The following is a 16130-nucleotide window of genomic DNA, read 5'->3' on the forward strand; positions in this document are numbered from 1 at the left end:
GGCTGCTTATCCCAGACGCCGCGCGACTTCTGGCACCAGCTTTGCGCGGATTTCATCGCGCACGCGCATGAAGCTCTCCAGCGGCTCGCCGTGCGGATCGTGAAACGGCATGTGCACGCTGGGAATGGCGCGCGGGAATACCGGGCACGCTTCCTTTGCGTTGTCGCACACGGTAATCACCAGATCAATCGCCTCGTTCATTACCGCATCCACGTCCTTGGGGTGCAGCCCGTCAGTCGCAATGCCCAGATCCTGCAGCGCGGCTACCGCAGCATCGGCCACTTTGGGCTGGGGTCGCGTGCCAGCGGAGATCGCCCGCACCGCGTCGCCCAGATCGTGATTCACCAGCGCCTCAGCCATCTGGCTGCGGCAGGAATTGCCGGTGCACAGGATCAACACCGTTTTTTTACGCATCACTTACTCTCCACAAGGAATTGCCCGGGCACACCGCCCGCATGGACTGCTTTTTCATCGATCACCACGACAGCTTGCGGACATGAAGCCCTGATTAACAGCAGGATTTCCCGGAAGGCGTGGGCGTGCAACACGCCGATACGGCAACCGGAATATTGCGCGCTGCAAGCATGGAAACGGCCTGGACCAAAACGGTTCAACAAGGCTTCGGCTAAGATCGAACAGGCAGTGTTGCCGGTACACAGAAACAACACGTTGAAGAAATTATTACTCATAATTATGCGAAGCCTGCCGTTGAACCTGCACCCGCTATCCTTGAATTATATATTCGTTTAAACAGATATTTACAGGCAAAAAAATCAGGCGCAGCAGCGCGCCGGACGATTGCTCATGCCGGTTAAGCGCGCCGCATCCTGCTGCTGCGTCGGACTACCCACCCAGACTTCACCCAGTTGCGCGAGAATACGGTCACACCAGGCGGGTATCTGGCTATTGATGCGGTAATAAATCCACGTGCCCGCGCGCCGCATGCTGAGCATTTCCGCTTCGCGCATCACGCTCAAGTGGCGCGAGACTTTGGACTGGGCCAGGTCCAGCGCGTAATACAGCTCGCATACGCACAACTCGCCTTCACGCCGCAACAGGCCGAGTAAGCGACGCCGTGTTTCGTCACAAAGAATTTCAAAAAATGCCTGTTCGCTTAACATGGCGGCAATTATATTCGCTTTATCGAATATATCAAGCCTCGATGAGAAAAGCCATAAACCGCTCAGCCGATATTACTGAATACCCTCTTTGATGATAGCGTCGAGCAGCTTTTCCTCCGCGCGAAATGCCGCTCTGGATTTGGGCGTACTGCCAAGGGGCGGTTTGCGGTAGCTGATATAGATGGTTTTCGGATCAGCCGGCAAGTTATACACAGAAATGATATACGGGCACATCGCCACACTGTGCGGGTCGGCTTCCATCATCTGGCGCGAGATAGTTGCGCTGCAAAACTCCATCTGCTCGGCATCGAGATAAATCTTCCTGGTATCGCCCACCGCCGCAGCGGTGTTGTCCAGCATGGCGGAAATCTTGTTGAAGTGATTGATTTTCAGCCCCTGGCCCTCAACGGCGGCAGCTACCGCGTCGCGGATGAATTCAAAATCGCCGTGAGCCGTATACACCACGTTGTATGCATCTTCGCCTGCGGCATGACTCCCCAGCGAGAATGCCATCAGGACGGTTGGCAGAATCATTCTCATCGTTTTCACGCTGCTCTCCTCGAAAATATCTTCATCCCAAGTATCCCGCAATGCGGCTTGGTTACAATAGGACATTTAAACCGCAGGAAAATGCCATGGCAGATACGGCCAACATACGCATACGCGGACGCATCTGGTTGACCGCAGCGGGCAAAAACATGCTGGGTCGCGGCCGCGTGGAATTGCTGGAAAAAATCGGCGCGACCGGGTCTATTTCACAGGCCGCACGCACCATGAAAATGAGTTACAAAGCCGCCTGGGATGCCGTGGATGCGATGGGCAACGCGCTCAATGTGCCACTGGTGAACACCACTACCGGCGGCAAGGGCGGCGGCGGCGCGCGCCTCACCCCGCAGGCGCTGGCGTTGATCGCCGCGTATCGTCAACTGGAGCAACGCCACCAGGACTTCCTGGGCCAGCTTGAGCGGGAATTTGCGGCGGCACTGGTGACGGGTGAGGGCACGATTCAGTAGCAGCGATTCAAGCCACGAAAAATACCGGGCACGCAGAGCAAGCCGTTTACAATCCGTGTGGCCCGGCTCTGCCAACCAGTCGCTCAGGCTTGAACTGGTAGAGGCAACTTCAGTTTCAGTTATTTGAGCTTTTTGATCCCCAGGGCGCCGAGTACATATTTCTCGTACAGTGGTTCGGTGGTGCCTTTCTTCATCTTGCGGATGAAGTATTTTTCGAACGCGACTTTAGCCAGATGCACCCACTTGCCTTCCCTGAACCAGTTGACGTTGCGCGGCGGTATCTGCGGCAGCGCCACAAAGGCCGCGCCGGTATCACCGAAGTCCGCCAGACAGATGGCGTTCCAGGTGGCTTTTTCCATCGGCTCCTTGCCATCCAGTGCGTTGCGGATATTGTGCGCAGTGGCGGTGACCATGGATTCGATCATGTAACCGGTCTTGGGCGCGCCGGTCGGCACCGGGGTGACTTCCACCGGGGGAATGGCGACACACACGCCCACCGAATAGATGTTCTGGAACCTGGGGTTGCGCTGGTACGGATCAATCAGGATGAAACCGCGCGGGTTGGTCAGGCCCTCAATACCCAACACCGCGTCTACGCCTTTAAACGCGGGCAGCATCATGGCGTAGTTGAACGGCAGCTCGTGCTCCTTTTTCACGCTGCCGTCGTCGTTGAGTTCCGTGACGAACATTTTGCCCGCCTCGATTCTGGTGGTTTTGGCATTGCATATCCACTTGATATGGCGGTCACGCATGGCGGCTTCCAGCAAGCCCTTGGAATCGCCCACGCCGCCCAGGCCGAGGTGGCCGATGTATGGCTCGGCGGTGACGAAAGTCATCGGCACCTTGTCGCGTATCTTGCGGCGCTTGAGGTCTGTATCCATGATGAAGACATACTCGTAGGCCGGGCCGTAGCAGGAGGCCATCTGCACCGCCCCCACCACGATCGGGCCCGGACTGGCGCAAAAATCATCCCATTTTTGGGCGGCTTTTTCAGCGTGATCGACATGGCAAATCGAGTGGGTATGCCCCTCAGGGCCCAGACCGGGAACTTCGTCAAACGCCAGTTTGGGGCCGGTGGCGATAATCAGGTAATCGTAATCGACGTGACGGCCATCCATCAGCTCGACCTGGTTTTTGTCCGGGTGCACGCGTTTGGCGCCGCTGTGGATGAAATCGATGCCTTTCTTATTCAGGTAAGATGCAATGGGAAAGGCGATGTCTGCACGGGTGCGCCATTTCACGCCCACCCAGGGGTTGGAAGGGACAAAGTGGAAAGTATCCGTGTCGGAAATGACCGTCACCTGGTCTTCCTTGCGCGCCTGCTCGCGCATTTCGTAGGCCATGGGCATGCCGCCTATGCCTGCGCCAATGATAACGATGTGTGCCATTTATGGTTATCCTCATATCAAATATCGGTTTTTTATCGGTCAGGAAGCTGATCCGCCGGTGCCAACCGTGCGTGTGGCTGAGCAATACTCATGCCAAAATTACAATACATTGATAACAAAAGAATAACGCCAGGCAATACACATCGCATCAAAAATCGTCATGTCATTTTGGCTGCTTTGCACTAAGCTGACACTTCGTGTCATGACACTTTGTCAGGAAAAAAATCCTCATGGATACTTTGCTTGCACCGGAACTTCAATCCCTGATTGACGTACAGGAAAACCCTTTCGTGCTGATAGACGAAAATTACCGCATCGTCGCGGCCAACCGTGCTTATTGCGTTACCTATGACATGGATAGAAACGAAGTGGTGGGAAAAACGTGCCACGAGGTATCGCACCGTTCTCCTGTTCCCTGCCACCAGAATGGCGAGGATTGCCCGCATCAGGAAGTGTTTCGTAGCGGCCAGCCGCATGAGGTTATCCATACCCATTTCGACCGCCATAACCGTCCGGAATATGCGCGTATCAAGGGGCACCCGATTCAAGGCTCGGGCAACCAACGCTACCTGGGAGAAGCGATTTTCCACATCGCCAGCTCGGATGAACTGGACTGCGAAGACATGCGCATGATCGGCAATTCGCCGGCTTTTCTCGCCTGCCTTGACCAGCTCAGCCGGGCGGCAGAATCCGAGGCCGCCATCCTGCTGCTGGGCGAAAGCGGTGTCGGCAAGGAACTGGCGGCGCAATACATTCATCGCCGCTCGACGCGGCGCAACAAGCCCTTCATCGCGGTGAACTGCGCCTCGATTGCGGAGACCATGTTCGAGGATGAACTGTTTGGTCACGAGCGCGGGGCATTTACCGGATGTATTGGAAGACGCCAGGGTTTATTCGAGCTGGCAGACGGCGGCACCCTGTTTCTGGATGAAGTCGGCGAAATCCCGCCCACCATGCAGGCCAAGCTGTTGCGGGTACTGGAGAGCGGGGAGTTCCGTCGCCTCGGCGCCACCGGCACCCTGCACGCCGATGTGCGGCTGATCTCCGCCACCAACCGCGACCTGCTGGAGATGGCCGAAACCAACCACTTCCGTCTTGATCTGTATTACCGTATCGCCGGCATTGACCTGCGCCTGCCCAGCCTGAAGGAGCGCAGCAGCGACATCCCGGCACTGGCGGAAGCTATGCTCAAACGCATTACCCAGGCGGGTGCGCCACGTTGCAGACTCACCGACGACGCCGTTGAAAAATTGATGCGGCATAGCTTTCCGGGCAATGTGCGGGAACTGCGCAATATTTTGCTGAAAGCCGTGGCCATGAGCAGCCACGGCATCATCAGCGCCGCGCATATCCACCTGCGCAGTCATTCATCCATACACAACCATGACCATGCCCCTTCCGAAGTTCCTGCCAGCGACCCGGCCAAGACAGGGATGAGCAAGCCACATGGGACCTCCATCGCGGAACTGGAGGCACATCACATCGCCGGGCTGTTGGTCAGACACAACGGCCATCGCCGCAATGTGGCGGATTCACTGGGTATCAGCGCACGCACCCTCTACCGCAAGCTGAAGCATTACAATCTGGCCTAAAAGTCTTTATTGGAGAGTTATTCCCTCGAATAACACCCTTTCCGAGCGATGCGCCTGGGCACCCTAGGTCCGACAAGCGCAATACCGCTGCCCTTGCCTCACATTCCGAAAATGAAATTCAAGGTAGCGAACTGGGTTGAGTACGACGCCGGGCTGCCAGGCAATGGCAGGCCCCATTTCCCTGCGCCTGCCTAAGCAGTATCTCTTCCCACCAAGAAGTGTTTCTTCATTTCAATACTATTATTGTTTTTCAATATGTTATGTGCAACAAGCTTATTTTAAGCAGGAAATTGAAATCGATGAAGCGCAAGCGCAAACACATAACCAATTGTATTTAAAGTATATATATAAATGGCATGAGGCTTGCTTAATCCGGTGTGCGGGTAAAACACCCGTTACCAATCCCCTTGGGCTGCTGTCAAAGAAGCGAGACCACTCAAGGGGTTCTAAATTTGTAGCCTTTTACCGAGGAGACTGAAAATGACGACTCTCAAAGAGCAACTGAGCACACACGTCGCTGCATACGACCACTGGGCAACGCGTCGCCGCTATGGACCGGATGGGCATAACAACCGACGCTTGTGGGTACTTGCCTGCATGGACGAACGCCTGCCGGTAGACGAAGCGCTCGGGATTCACGTAGACACACCGGCTGGAGGAGGCGATGCGCACTGCTTCCGCAATGCCGGGGGAATCGTCACCGACGATGCGATCCGTTCGGCGATGCTGACTTGCAATTTCTTTGGCACCAAGGAAATCGTCATCGTGCAGCATACGCAGTGCGGCATGCTGTCGGCGAATGCGGCCGATCTGGAAAAGATGTTACGCGACAAGGGGATCGATACGGACAATATCGCAATGGACCCGACGCTGCCAGAGTTGAAGCTGGCGAACGGCGCATTCGCCAAGTGGATTGGGATGATGGACGACGTGGACGAAACCTGCATGAAGACAGTCGAGACATTCAAAAATCACCCCCTCATTCCCAAGGATACGGTCATTAGCGGCTGGGTCTGGGAGGTTGAGACGCGTCGACTGCGGGCGCCGACCCGGGATCCTGAAAAACGGGCAAGAACCGATGTCACCTCAGCCCCATTCGGCGTCAAGGGGAAGCAACCGCCGCGCTGGAGCTAGGCCAAGGAGAGCAATCAAGAAACGTGGGCGCCTGGCGTAACAGGCGTCCGCGTCTTGGTGTTTCCGAGAAACGCGCTAACCTATTACAAGGGAGATTCCGATGCCAGCTTATGATTACCTGTGTACACAATGCAAGCTGCAATTCGAAGCACGCCATGCAATCAACGCGCCCAGCCCGGATTGCCCGGCATGTGGGGGCGCGACCGAAAAAGTGATCCTCTCTGCCCCGGCGATGCATGGCCATATGGCGCGCGGTCGTGATCTGGCGATGCGCTCGCTGCAGCCGAAACCGGGGCAGGAGAAACACACGCACGGACCGGGATGCGGATGTGGGCATCACCAACATTCTTAAACACAATCAATTTTTTGGTATAGCCTGGAGACATAGCCACCGTAGAATCTTGGAATGGCTAAGCCCGCGCGCAACAGCGGCGACTTGCGATAGCGGTGCCGGATTTGAGGAGAATGACTATGCCCGATAAGTTTTTTTCCCATCTTAATCCCATCCTGTTTTTGCAAACCTTTGTTGCCCAGAGCATCGAGGTCAGCGCAAAGATGGGGGGCGGCAAAGGGAATGACCGCCTAAATTACATCGAGCAGCTCGGTCTCACCGCGAGCGGCTGTTTTGAGACCGCGTACCGACAGGAGTCTGGGCAAGACGGATCCCTGGATCATGGCAAGTACGCGGACATGATTGTGGAGATCAAGAATAAGATCGGCGGAAATTTTTCCCGTGCATCCAGCGAACCGGGCATGGTACGGGTGGTCAATACGCGCTGCCCCTTCGGAGAAGCCGTCATGCAGGCGCCGGAGCTGTGCAAGATGACTTCCAGCGTATTCGGCGGGATTGCAGCCCGCAACTTCGGTTACGCGAAAGTGATCCTGGACAAACGCATTGCGGTGGGAAACGGGATGTGCGAGGTGCGCATTTATACCGACCCCAAGAAAGCCGCCGCCTTTGAGGGAGACGAATATCACCGGGAACAGGGGGTTATCCGTGGTCGGGCAGCTACAGTCAAAGCGCAGATCACTAGAGAGCGGCGCGACGGAAAAGCATGGTGCGGTGTCAGCCCGAGCCAGCCCGAGGATGCCGACAAACCTTTCGTTGTGGCGAAGTCCCCGGCCATGCTCAATGCGCTGGAGACAATCAAGGTCGTGGCACCGACCACCGCGACCGTGCTGATTACCGGTGAGACCGGCGTGGGCAAGGAGGTCATTGCCCGTCGCATCCACGCTTTGAGTGAACGCTGGAACAGGAATTTCGTCGCGGTGAACTGCGGCGCAATACCCGAAAACCTGGTCGAAACCACACTATTCGGACATGAGCGCGGGGCGTTTACCGGCGCCTACGAAGTCCATCACGGCCTGTTTGAGCAGGCAGAGGGCGGAAGCCTGTTTCTTGACGAGATCGATTCCTTGCCGCTCGCCGCCCAGGCACGTCTCTTGCGCGTGCTGCAGGGCGGGGAATTCGAGCGGGTAGGCGGGAAGCAGCGCCTGTCCGCAAATGTTCGGGTGATCGCCGCGGCCAGTATGCGTCTGGACAAGTTCATTGCCGAGGGGACTTTCCGGATGGATCTCTATTACCGGATAAACGTGGTGCCTATCCTTCTCCCGCCGCTACGCGAACGATGCGAGGATATTTTGCCGCTCGTCAATCATATTCTTGCCCAACTCTCCGCGAGGTACAATAAAGTCATCAAAGCATTAAGCGAGACCGCAATAGCGCAGCTGATGCAGCACGATTGGCCTGGCAACGTACGCGAGCTGGAGAACGTACTGGAGCGCTCGTTCCTGTTCTCACCCGGCCCGATTATGACCCAACTGCTGCTTCCCCAAACCAGCGGCGCCACACCCGCGAGCGCCGTACAAGCCGTTGACCTGTCCCTCAAGGAGGCGAAACAGCGGGCTGCTGAACAGGTGGAGACGCTGATCCTCAAGGAGGCGCTTACCCGGTTCCGCGGCAATGTCAGCGAGATAGCGAAGTCTTTGGGAGTTACGCCAAGGGCGATTCATCAGAAGCTCAATTTACACGGCATGGACCCCAACAGTTACCGCTCCCAGGCAAGGCTCAAAGTCGCACACCCGGATACAGGGAGGTAGCGGGCACCAGGGTTCTATCGCCAATGTTAGTAGCGGTGGAACACACCTTATACCAGTGCTTATGATGGTGTGATATCGTTGGCTTGCAAATTTTTGACTGAATATCCGGCCAAATCCGGATGGTAGCAGGAAATAAAATTTCACAGTGGATCAATTCTTTTCGTATTCACTTTCCCCCTGTTTATTTAGGCCTTTTGTTTGTAAACAGCCATCACCTCCAGGAAGTGTTGTTTCTGACTACCCAGCCACAGAATATCATAACGCACTGTATTAAAACATAATTTATTATGGCATAAGTATTGCTATATTCCCTGTAGCCTGTCATTCATACCGGGGAGAAAGTAATGGAAAAATATTTATATGCGGCCACTGCTGTCCGGAGATTTCCGGGGTGGTTCAATGCATATGAACTGGGTGTGAGTTGGAAAACCATCGAAGTGCATCGTGCCAATGCAATGCGCAAAATGCAGGCCAATTCGCTCTCCGAATTGGTCGGAATGGTACTCCACCTGCGCGCCGCCTAAGTGAATTCCCTAATCCACTCTACATGTTCGTCCCAATTTACAGGTGGTGCTGTCCGGCGCTGTAATGGAAGCACGTGGCAGGCATTTGCTTCATTCTCCTGCTGCTGCGCGGTCTTGAATGGCCACCATCGCGGGGCCGCGATCCAAATCACTTTAAAATGGAGGAGAAATCATGTCTCAAGCATCAGTTAAAGCAGCTCTGCTCAACACGATCGAATCGATCAAAGCCAACCCTGGCGCAGCGCGCCTTGTCTTCCGTGCCGACACCGAGTTGGTCGAGGACGTTCGTTGTAGCGCGAAGGTGCGGGATTTTGCGTCAATCACCGTAACCGAACCTCCGGCGCTGGGAGGTAAAGATGAGGCTATGAGTCCCGTTGAGCTCGTGCTGGTCGCGCTCGGAACCTGTCAGGAGATTATGTATGGCGCATACGCCTCCGTGATGGGGGTCCCGTTGTCCAAGGTCAAGGTGGGAGTGAAGGGTAATCTCGATTTGCGGGGCCTCTTCGCCATGGATGACGCTGTGCCGCCAGGCTTCCAGAAGGTGACTTTCGAAACCACCATCGACAGCGCGGCGGACGAAGCGACCATCAAGAAGCTGATCGAAACCGTGGAAAGCCATTGCCCGGTACTGGACACGCTGGTGCGTGCTATCGAGGTCACGGGGAAGGTATCGATCAACGGCGGGCCCATGAAATCACTCCAGTCACACCAAGAAGCCGCAGTCACTGGAGCCTAAGAAAAAAATTGAAAATTCCAAAAACTTAAAGGAGGCAGTAAATGAAGAAAATATGTGCTGTAGTTGCACTTGTTTTGGGAGCCGCTTCTGCAGCGAATGCGGCAAATTACGGTACCGACCTTAACCTCACCATGCTGCCCGCTTCGGGTGGCATGGCAGGGGTAGGGATCGCGAACCCGCTGGAACCTGCCGCAGCTGTATTCGGCAATCCGGCAACGCTCGCGAACTTCAATAGTGGCACCTCCTTTTCTTTTGGGGCTACATTCTATAGACCGCAGGTCAGAGCCCAACACAATGGGGGAGATACCGGGACAGCCTGGAGTGCCGACTCGAAGGCGGGCGATTATCTGGTTCCTGCCGTCGCCGTTACGCAGCCGATCAGCCAGGACACAGTATTGGGGCTTGGTCTGACCGCCATCTCTGGAGTGGGGTCAGATTTTCGCGGAACGCCCGGTAGTCTGGATCCGCTTGCCGAACTCGTGTTATTCGGCGCCAACGTGGGTATAGCACACCGGGTGAACGATAACCTCGATATCGGTGGCGCCGTTACCATCGGCAACGGTTTCTTCCAGGCGGGCCTTTCTTCCAATACCGCGACGCGCCACGCATTTGGCTGGCGCGGGGCGCTCGGCGCCAACTACCACGTTGGGCAGACGGCAGCGGGCGTCTATTACCGCAGCAAGCTCTCGATAAAGTATAAAGATGTTGTGAATTATGCCTCGAACGCCTTCTGGGATCTGACAGTCGAGCAACCGGAAGAAGTTGGGATGGGCTTGTCAAATTCTTCACTGCTTGACGGAAAGCTTCTCTTGGCTGCCGATGTGATCTGGAAGAACTGGGAGGGCGCAAAATTCTACCAGGACATTTATAAGAACCAGACCGTTGTGGCGCTCGGTGCTCAACTGACCCAAGGAAAAGCGAAGTGGCGGGTTGGCTACAGTCATGTCAATAGCCCGATCAAGGGCGGCGTTGGATCGAATGTCGGCGAAGCGACATCGCTTGCCTACAACGGTACCAATATTCCCCTCACCCCATCTTTGGTCCGTTATCTGCAAGCGACAAACGCAGAAGTAATTTGGACAGACCAGGTGACACTTGGTTTAGGCTACGAACTGACCAAGAACATGCAGATGGATACGCACGTGGGAACAGCCCTCAGCCGGGATGAGACGATCGGCAACACGAAAGTAAATGCCAAGACGTGGCAAATTGGCGTGGGCCTCACTTGGAAGTTCTGAGATACAGCTCCCGGTTTTCCCTCCACAAAGTGCCATGAGCAGGTTGGAGGGAAAATTGGGGAGAAGTGATCGACCGGATGCGCCGGTTCGTAAATTCTAAAGATAATCGGCGGTGAAACTATGTCCAGCACATTGTAACGCTGGTACAGAACGTGGCGATACCCGCCCATTCGTGGGCGGTTAGTCGGACTATTTCAGAATAGATCGTCACCGAAGCGGGTAGAAATGTAAAAAAACAACACATAACCCTTCATATTCCAGCGCGGCTTCTATAATAGGGAGCGACGCATATACCACTATAAAACGGAGGAGGACTTAATCATGAACCACAATCCCAAACTGACACGGCGCGATTTTTTCAAAATGAGTGGCGCTGCTGCCGCGACCTTGGCGCTAGGCACCGGTGCATCGGCACCTGCAAATGTCCAGGCCGCCACCCTGTCACTCGGCACCCATGTGAAAGCCTCGTTACCCAAAGCCAAAGGCCCGCGCCTGGTGGTGGTGGGGGCGGGCACCTCGGGCTTGACCATCGCCAAATACGCGAAAAAAGCCTATCCCAGGTTTGACGTGGTGATGGTAGAAAAGCGCGATATGTATTCCTCCTGCTTTTCCAGCAATCTGTGGTACGCCGACCTGATCAACCTCGAATTTCTGGCCAATCACAGTTTCCTCGACGCGGCGCGCAATAACCACTACATTTTCTTCAATGCCACCTGTACCGGACTCGACCGCGCTGGGCGCAAGCTCATGACCAACATGGGTGAAATCGATTACGACTACCTGGTACTCGCTCCCGGTATCGATTACGACTACAGCCGCATCGGCGTCAGCGACGCGGAAAGCGAAACGCTGCTGCGCACCGACTATCCCGCCGGCTGGACCATGCCCACCGAGCACGTCACCATCCGCGACAAGATTCACGGTTTCGATGGCGGCCTGTTCATCCAGACGGTGCCGGGCGGCAACTACCGCTGTCTCCCCGCGCCTTACGAGCGTGCCTGCATGATTGCCTCTTACTTCAAGAAAAACAGGATCAAGGGCAAGGTGCTGGTGCTTGACCACAACCCCGACATCACCATCAAGGCCAAAGGCTTCCACGCAGCGTTTGATGAACTGTACAAAGACTACATCGAGTACAAGCCTTCCGCCGAGATCAAGGGTGTGGATGTAGCGAAGAAGATCATCAAAACCGAGTTCGACAGCTACCGCTTCGACGACGCCGCCATTTATCCTGGTGTGCGTGGCGCACGCATCATCGAAACCTTCGGTCTGGTTGACCCCAACAGCAACCAGAAAGAAGCCAACATTGATGGTTTCAAGTACCACGTCATTGGCGATGAACGCGTCTATGTCACCGGTGACTCGCGCCCCATGCCTTACTCCAAGAGCGCCAACACCGCCAACACCGAGGGCAAGTACGTTGCCAAAGTGCTCGCCGCACACGCCCAAGGCAAGAGCATCAACTGGGAAAGCCCGCGCACCCTCTGCTACTCGATGGTGAATGCGGATCCGATGGAGGCCATCAGCGTGGACGCCGGTTATGCCTACGACAAGAAGAAAAAGGCGTTTGGCTTCTCCAGCGACACCAAGCTGTATGAAAACCGCGACCAGGCCAAGGGGCGTGCCACGCTGGAATGGGCGCGCGGCATTTACCGGGATTTGTTCGCTTGAATCAGCAGTCAGTTCAAGGGGCATCATGCCCCCTTTTTTTTTGGGGTAGCGCATGGACAGAAGGTCGTTTATAAGAATATGCAGCACTGCGGCAGCCACTGGCAGCATGGTAGCGTGCTTTTCAAAACAGGCGCAGGCAACTGAACTGACATCGTTTGCGCGGGTGAAACTGGTGGATGCCCAGGGTCAACCCATCAAGGCCAGCGCACTCGGCAGCGCCGAGGCCTACCTATTCAATTACCCCTACGCCAGCACGCCCAGCTTCCTCATCAATCTGGGCAAGCCGGCGCCAGACGGCAACAAGCTGGTCGCCAGCGACGGCAACGAATACGCTTGGCGCGGTGGTGTGGGCGCCAACAAATCCGTCGTCGCCTATACCGCAATTTGCGCGCATCAGCTCGCCTACCCGACCAGGGACGCGAGCCTGATTACCTACAATCCCAACACAAGCGAAATCGCCGGGCGTGGCGGCGTGATTACATGCTGTGCACATAACAGCGTGTATGACCCGGCACAGGGTGCCAGGGTATTGTCCGGGCCCGCCGCTGGGCCGCTCTCCGCAGTCGCGCTCGAATACGACGTGGCCACGGATGAACTCTATGCAACGGGCGTGTATGGCGGCACGCTGTTCGATGATTTTTTCAAGGCCTACAAGACGCAACTCAACGCTGAACTGGGCGCCGGCAAAGCCAGGGAACTGGTCACCGCGATGGCCAAGGTGGTGCCCTTTGCCGAGTACTCCAAAGTGCGTGTTCAGTGCTGATTTTTGCTGGATTACGGAGCCATTTCATCGCGCTGCAAGAGATCACGCCAGGCATGGGCCGGGTCATGCCGTCTATTGATTGCCGGAATCGTGATGCGGCCAGGCATCGAACGAGGCGTGGGCAGTGGACGAGATCATCTGTGGTGCCTGGGTGCGCGGTTTTGACACCATTGCGAGGCGCTAACCGCTCATTCGATAACAAGACTGGTACTTGAGGAACTTAATATGTTTCATACGCATAGGGACGAAAACGGTCTTATGGTGAAGTGTTACCACAAGTCTAAAACAGTGCTGCTGTCTGTTGGCTTCTGGCTCGGGTTAACGCTAGGCTTTCCAGTAGAGCACTTTTTGTGGGAGAAAATTTGGCCGTTTAAGCTACTCACACAGTATATTGGACTATAGCTTTTTTAAGCTTGCTGACCCGATCCTGAGCGGCACGTGCGTTTGTGATGAACATAATGTGGGCATTCAACCATGACGAAAGCATTGTCCCTCGCGTTCTCTGGCCAGACTGTGCGTCAGTCCTTCAGGATTTCCCTGGTTGTAGGTACGGCACTCAACCTTATCAACCAATGGGAGTCTCTGAGATCGGGCCAGGCGCTATGATCGGCCACCTGGTACTCAATTACGTGGTGCCCTATTGTGTCGCGACCTACAGTGCGGTCCAGGTCAAGCTGCTGCAGCGGTCCGCTGGTAACCCCGCCAATGGGAAGGATGGCCATGATGCACCCTAGAACCAGCCGCCAGGAGGCCACGTCAAGGCAATGAGCCGCCTTGCGTGGCCTCCTGGCGCTGACGGCGGACCAGCGAACCGCGTCACATGTCGCCGTTCACTCCGGGATTTTTGTAAGCGCTCTGCCATTTCACGGCTTATGCTTCCCTCTCAGCCATGCGATATATCCAAATGATATCGCGACAGCCAGCAGGATCGCCGCCAGCAGGGAAAAAGCGGCGACATAGCCGTGCCGGCCGACCATCCAGCCTGTCAGCACCGGACCGATGGACTGGCCGATGTCCATGATAGTGCTCAGCACACCCATCGAAGAACCGTATGCGCCGTTTTTGGTGAGATCCGCCACCAGCGCTGACGTGGACGAAGTGACAGCGGCAAAGCCGATGCCGAACAGCGAAACCAGAACCACCAGGCCAAACACGCCTGGGAAACGTGGCAGAAGCAAGACGCTTATCCCCGCCACAATCAGGCCGGGGATAATGACGCGTTCGCGGCCAGATTTATCGGAAATAGTCCCCATCAGAGGCTTCAGGAACACGATGCTGAGCAGTTGTGCCCCGAGGATAATACCGATCTCCCAGGCGGGAATGCCCTTGGATGAAGCGAACAATGCCAGGAACGCTTCTATCGCCCCGAAGACAAGGTACAGCGCGGCTTCAACCAGACTGGTCGCCAGCATATAGCGATCTTTCAGTACCGTCCGGAGGCTGTCCATGAAATGGGGCCGGATATGGCTTCGCGCAGCGGGCTTCGATTCATCCGGGAGCAGGAATCCAAGTGCCAGCGCCAATACTGCACTGATGCCGCACGCCAGATAGACCATCTGGAAACTCGCCAGCGAAATGAGCAAACCACCCAGGAATGGCGCGACAGAACGCCCGACTATGGTGGCTGAGGAATAAGCCGAAAGCTTTTCCGCCCGATCCTGCACATATCTTTCAGCGATAGCCGCATTTACCACCGTGCCGAAAATGGCGGTGGAGAAGCCGTGATAGAAACGCACTGCGATCAATTGCCAAACATCGCTCACCAGCAAATAAAGGAAAGGTGCCGTGGCAAACACGAAAAGCGCGGCGTAGATAATGCTGCGCTTGCCCAGATAATCGGATAACGCCCCGGCAGGAAAACTGATCAATATGCCTGGCACAGTCGAAGCCATGACGATCCAGCCGATTTCCGCAGGACTCGCCCCCAGTGCTTTTGAAAACAGGGGCAACGCCGGTGTCTTCGACATTGTTGAGCTGAGTATTGCCAAGCCGCCAATCACCGAGATAAGAAGGAAAAAATTGCGATTGGATGGTTTGTGCACACTATCTCCGTTACTGGGCTCAGATGCGTTGGTGAGTGCGTTCATCTTGTCTGGGTGCCAAATAAAAACCCGGCCACACAAAATCCAGGACAGCCTCACTGCCGCCATTCACTGCCGCCATTATGCGTTCTTACCGCGGATGTTTCATCCTAAATATGGCAGTTATCCCATAGCAATGAGCGCTGACCCGGGCGGCCAAGACAGCCAACGCTGGCTGCGAAAAGCGGCTACGGGGACGGATTCATTGCCGCAGTGTCGCCACCAGGCGGCGCGGATTCGACAGCAGATCAAGGGCGGCGAGGATGTCGGGCGCGACCACAGCGGCCGCCGCGAGCGTGGCCCCCGCGGCACCTTCAGGCCCCAACACGGCGATACCGAGCGCGGTGGCCGCCAACATGTCCCGGTCGTTGCTACCATTACCGATCGCGACCGTCCGTTCGACACCCAGTTGCCGCACATAGTCGAGCTTCGCCTCTCGCTGACCGGATTCAGCCAGGACAGCAAGCGAAATATCGAGGCCGGCAAGCGACTCCCGGGCCTGGCCGAAGGTATCTCCTGTCACCACATGGATGGTCAAATCCCCTGCCAGCGCCGCGAGCCGCCGGGAAACACCTTCGAGCAACCGGCCGTCCCGGGCCAGAGTGCCATTGTAATCACATACCAGATGGACGAGTTCAAGGGTCGCACCACCCGGAATGTCAATTTTGATCATCACTTCACTTCTCCTGGCAGAGCTACTCGACTCCCATGTATTACGATACTCCCCGGAAATACATCCCGCTCCATTGGAAGCCATTGATATCGAGAT

Annotated in this window: 17 protein-coding genes; 10 read left to right on the top strand and 7 right to left on the bottom strand. The window is 55.9% G+C overall.

The features are described from left to right. Positions 1-6: 6 nt before the first annotated feature. The 4 genes from GZH91_RS11685 to GZH91_RS11700 all read right to left on the bottom strand — a co-directional run bounded on the left by GZH91_RS11685 (position 7) and on the right by GZH91_RS11700 (position 1661). Positions 7-414 carry an arsenate reductase ArsC gene (locus tag GZH91_RS11685; protein WP_147071971.1) on the bottom strand — a complete coding sequence of 136 codons (408 nt, stop codon included), beginning with the start codon at positions 412-414 and terminating at the stop codon, positions 7-9. Next, complete coding sequence (locus GZH91_RS18420; protein ID WP_371860359.1) at positions 414-689, bottom strand: low molecular weight phosphatase family protein; 276 nt, start codon at positions 687-689, stop codon at positions 414-416. Before GZH91_RS18420 ends, GZH91_RS11685 begins: the two co-directional genes overlap by 1 nt. Before the next feature lie 84 nt (positions 690-773). Continuing rightward, positions 774-1121, bottom strand: a complete 348-nt coding sequence (locus tag GZH91_RS11695) for a metalloregulator ArsR/SmtB family transcription factor (RefSeq protein WP_198415308.1) — start codon at positions 1119-1121, stop codon at positions 774-776. A gap of 72 nt (positions 1122-1193) precedes the next feature. Then, complete coding sequence (locus tag GZH91_RS11700) at positions 1194-1661, bottom strand: DUF302 domain-containing protein (RefSeq protein ID WP_223264520.1); 468 nt, start codon at positions 1659-1661, stop codon at positions 1194-1196. A 95-nt stretch (positions 1662-1756) separates the two neighbouring features. Here GZH91_RS11700 and GZH91_RS11705 point away from each other — a divergent pair, with 95 nt between their 5' ends. Continuing rightward, positions 1757-2134 (top strand): winged helix-turn-helix domain-containing protein, encoded by a 378-nt coding sequence (locus tag GZH91_RS11705; protein ID WP_147071977.1) that lies wholly within the window; start codon positions 1757-1759, stop codon positions 2132-2134. Between the two features lie 119 nt (positions 2135-2253). Here GZH91_RS11705 and GZH91_RS11710 read toward each other — a convergent pair whose 3' ends face one another. Next, a complete protein-coding gene (locus GZH91_RS11710) occupies positions 2254-3522 on the bottom strand; it encodes an NAD(P)/FAD-dependent oxidoreductase (protein ID WP_147071979.1) in 1269 nt (422 codons plus the stop codon). A gap of 230 nt (positions 3523-3752) precedes the next feature. Here GZH91_RS11710 and GZH91_RS11715 point away from each other — a divergent pair, with 230 nt between their 5' ends. The 9 genes from GZH91_RS11715 (at position 3753) to GZH91_RS11755 (ending at position 13280) form a co-directional block, all read left to right on the top strand. Next, positions 3753-5114 (top strand): sigma-54 interaction domain-containing protein, encoded by a 1362-nt coding sequence (locus tag GZH91_RS11715; protein ID WP_147071981.1) that lies wholly within the window; start codon positions 3753-3755, stop codon positions 5112-5114. 480 nt (positions 5115-5594) lie between these two features. Next, positions 5595-6248 carry a beta-class carbonic anhydrase gene (locus GZH91_RS11720; protein ID WP_147071983.1) on the top strand — a complete coding sequence of 218 codons (654 nt, stop codon included), beginning with the start codon at positions 5595-5597 and terminating at the stop codon, positions 6246-6248. A gap of 100 nt (positions 6249-6348) precedes the next feature. Then, positions 6349-6600, top strand: coding sequence for an FmdB family zinc ribbon protein (locus tag GZH91_RS11725; RefSeq protein ID WP_147071985.1), 252 nt, complete (start codon positions 6349-6351; stop codon positions 6598-6600). 119 nt (positions 6601-6719) lie between these two features. Beyond that, positions 6720-8348 carry a sigma 54-interacting transcriptional regulator gene (locus GZH91_RS11730; RefSeq protein ID WP_147071986.1) on the top strand — a complete coding sequence of 543 codons (1629 nt, stop codon included), beginning with the start codon at positions 6720-6722 and terminating at the stop codon, positions 8346-8348. Between the two features lie 344 nt (positions 8349-8692). Then, entirely contained in the window at positions 8693-8872 is a 180-nt protein-coding gene (locus GZH91_RS11735; RefSeq protein WP_161984261.1) for a LuxR C-terminal-related transcriptional regulator, read from the top strand. 172 nt (positions 8873-9044) lie between these two features. Continuing rightward, complete coding sequence (locus GZH91_RS11740; RefSeq protein WP_161984262.1) at positions 9045-9608, top strand: OsmC family protein; 564 nt, start codon at positions 9045-9047, stop codon at positions 9606-9608. A gap of 41 nt (positions 9609-9649) precedes the next feature. Continuing rightward, complete coding sequence (locus tag GZH91_RS11745; RefSeq protein ID WP_147075102.1) at positions 9650-10846, top strand: OmpP1/FadL family transporter; 1197 nt, start codon at positions 9650-9652, stop codon at positions 10844-10846. A 321-nt stretch (positions 10847-11167) separates the two neighbouring features. Then, on the top strand, positions 11168-12517 hold the full coding sequence (locus GZH91_RS11750; protein ID WP_147075101.1) for an NAD(P)/FAD-dependent oxidoreductase: 1350 nt from the start codon (positions 11168-11170) through the stop codon (positions 12515-12517). A 106-nt stretch (positions 12518-12623) separates the two neighbouring features. Then, a complete protein-coding gene (locus tag GZH91_RS11755) occupies positions 12624-13280 on the top strand; it encodes a Rieske (2Fe-2S) protein (protein WP_161984263.1) in 657 nt (218 codons plus the stop codon). A gap of 863 nt (positions 13281-14143) precedes the next feature. Here GZH91_RS11755 and GZH91_RS11760 read toward each other — a convergent pair. Both GZH91_RS11760 and GZH91_RS11765 read right to left on the bottom strand, forming a co-directional pair. Next, the gene (locus GZH91_RS11760; RefSeq protein ID WP_223264662.1) at positions 14144-15247 is read right to left on the bottom strand and encodes an MFS transporter; all 1104 of its coding nucleotides are present in this window, start codon (positions 15245-15247) and stop codon (positions 14144-14146) included. Between the two features lie 316 nt (positions 15248-15563). After that, positions 15564-16034, bottom strand: coding sequence for an HAD family hydrolase (locus tag GZH91_RS11765; protein WP_147075104.1), 471 nt, complete (start codon positions 16032-16034; stop codon positions 15564-15566). Positions 16035-16130 lie beyond the last annotated feature (96 nt).

The organism is Sulfuriferula plumbiphila (genome assembly GCF_009938015.1).
GTDB classification, from domain to species: domain Bacteria; phylum Pseudomonadota; class Gammaproteobacteria; order Burkholderiales; family Sulfuriferulaceae; genus Sulfuriferula; species Sulfuriferula plumbiphila.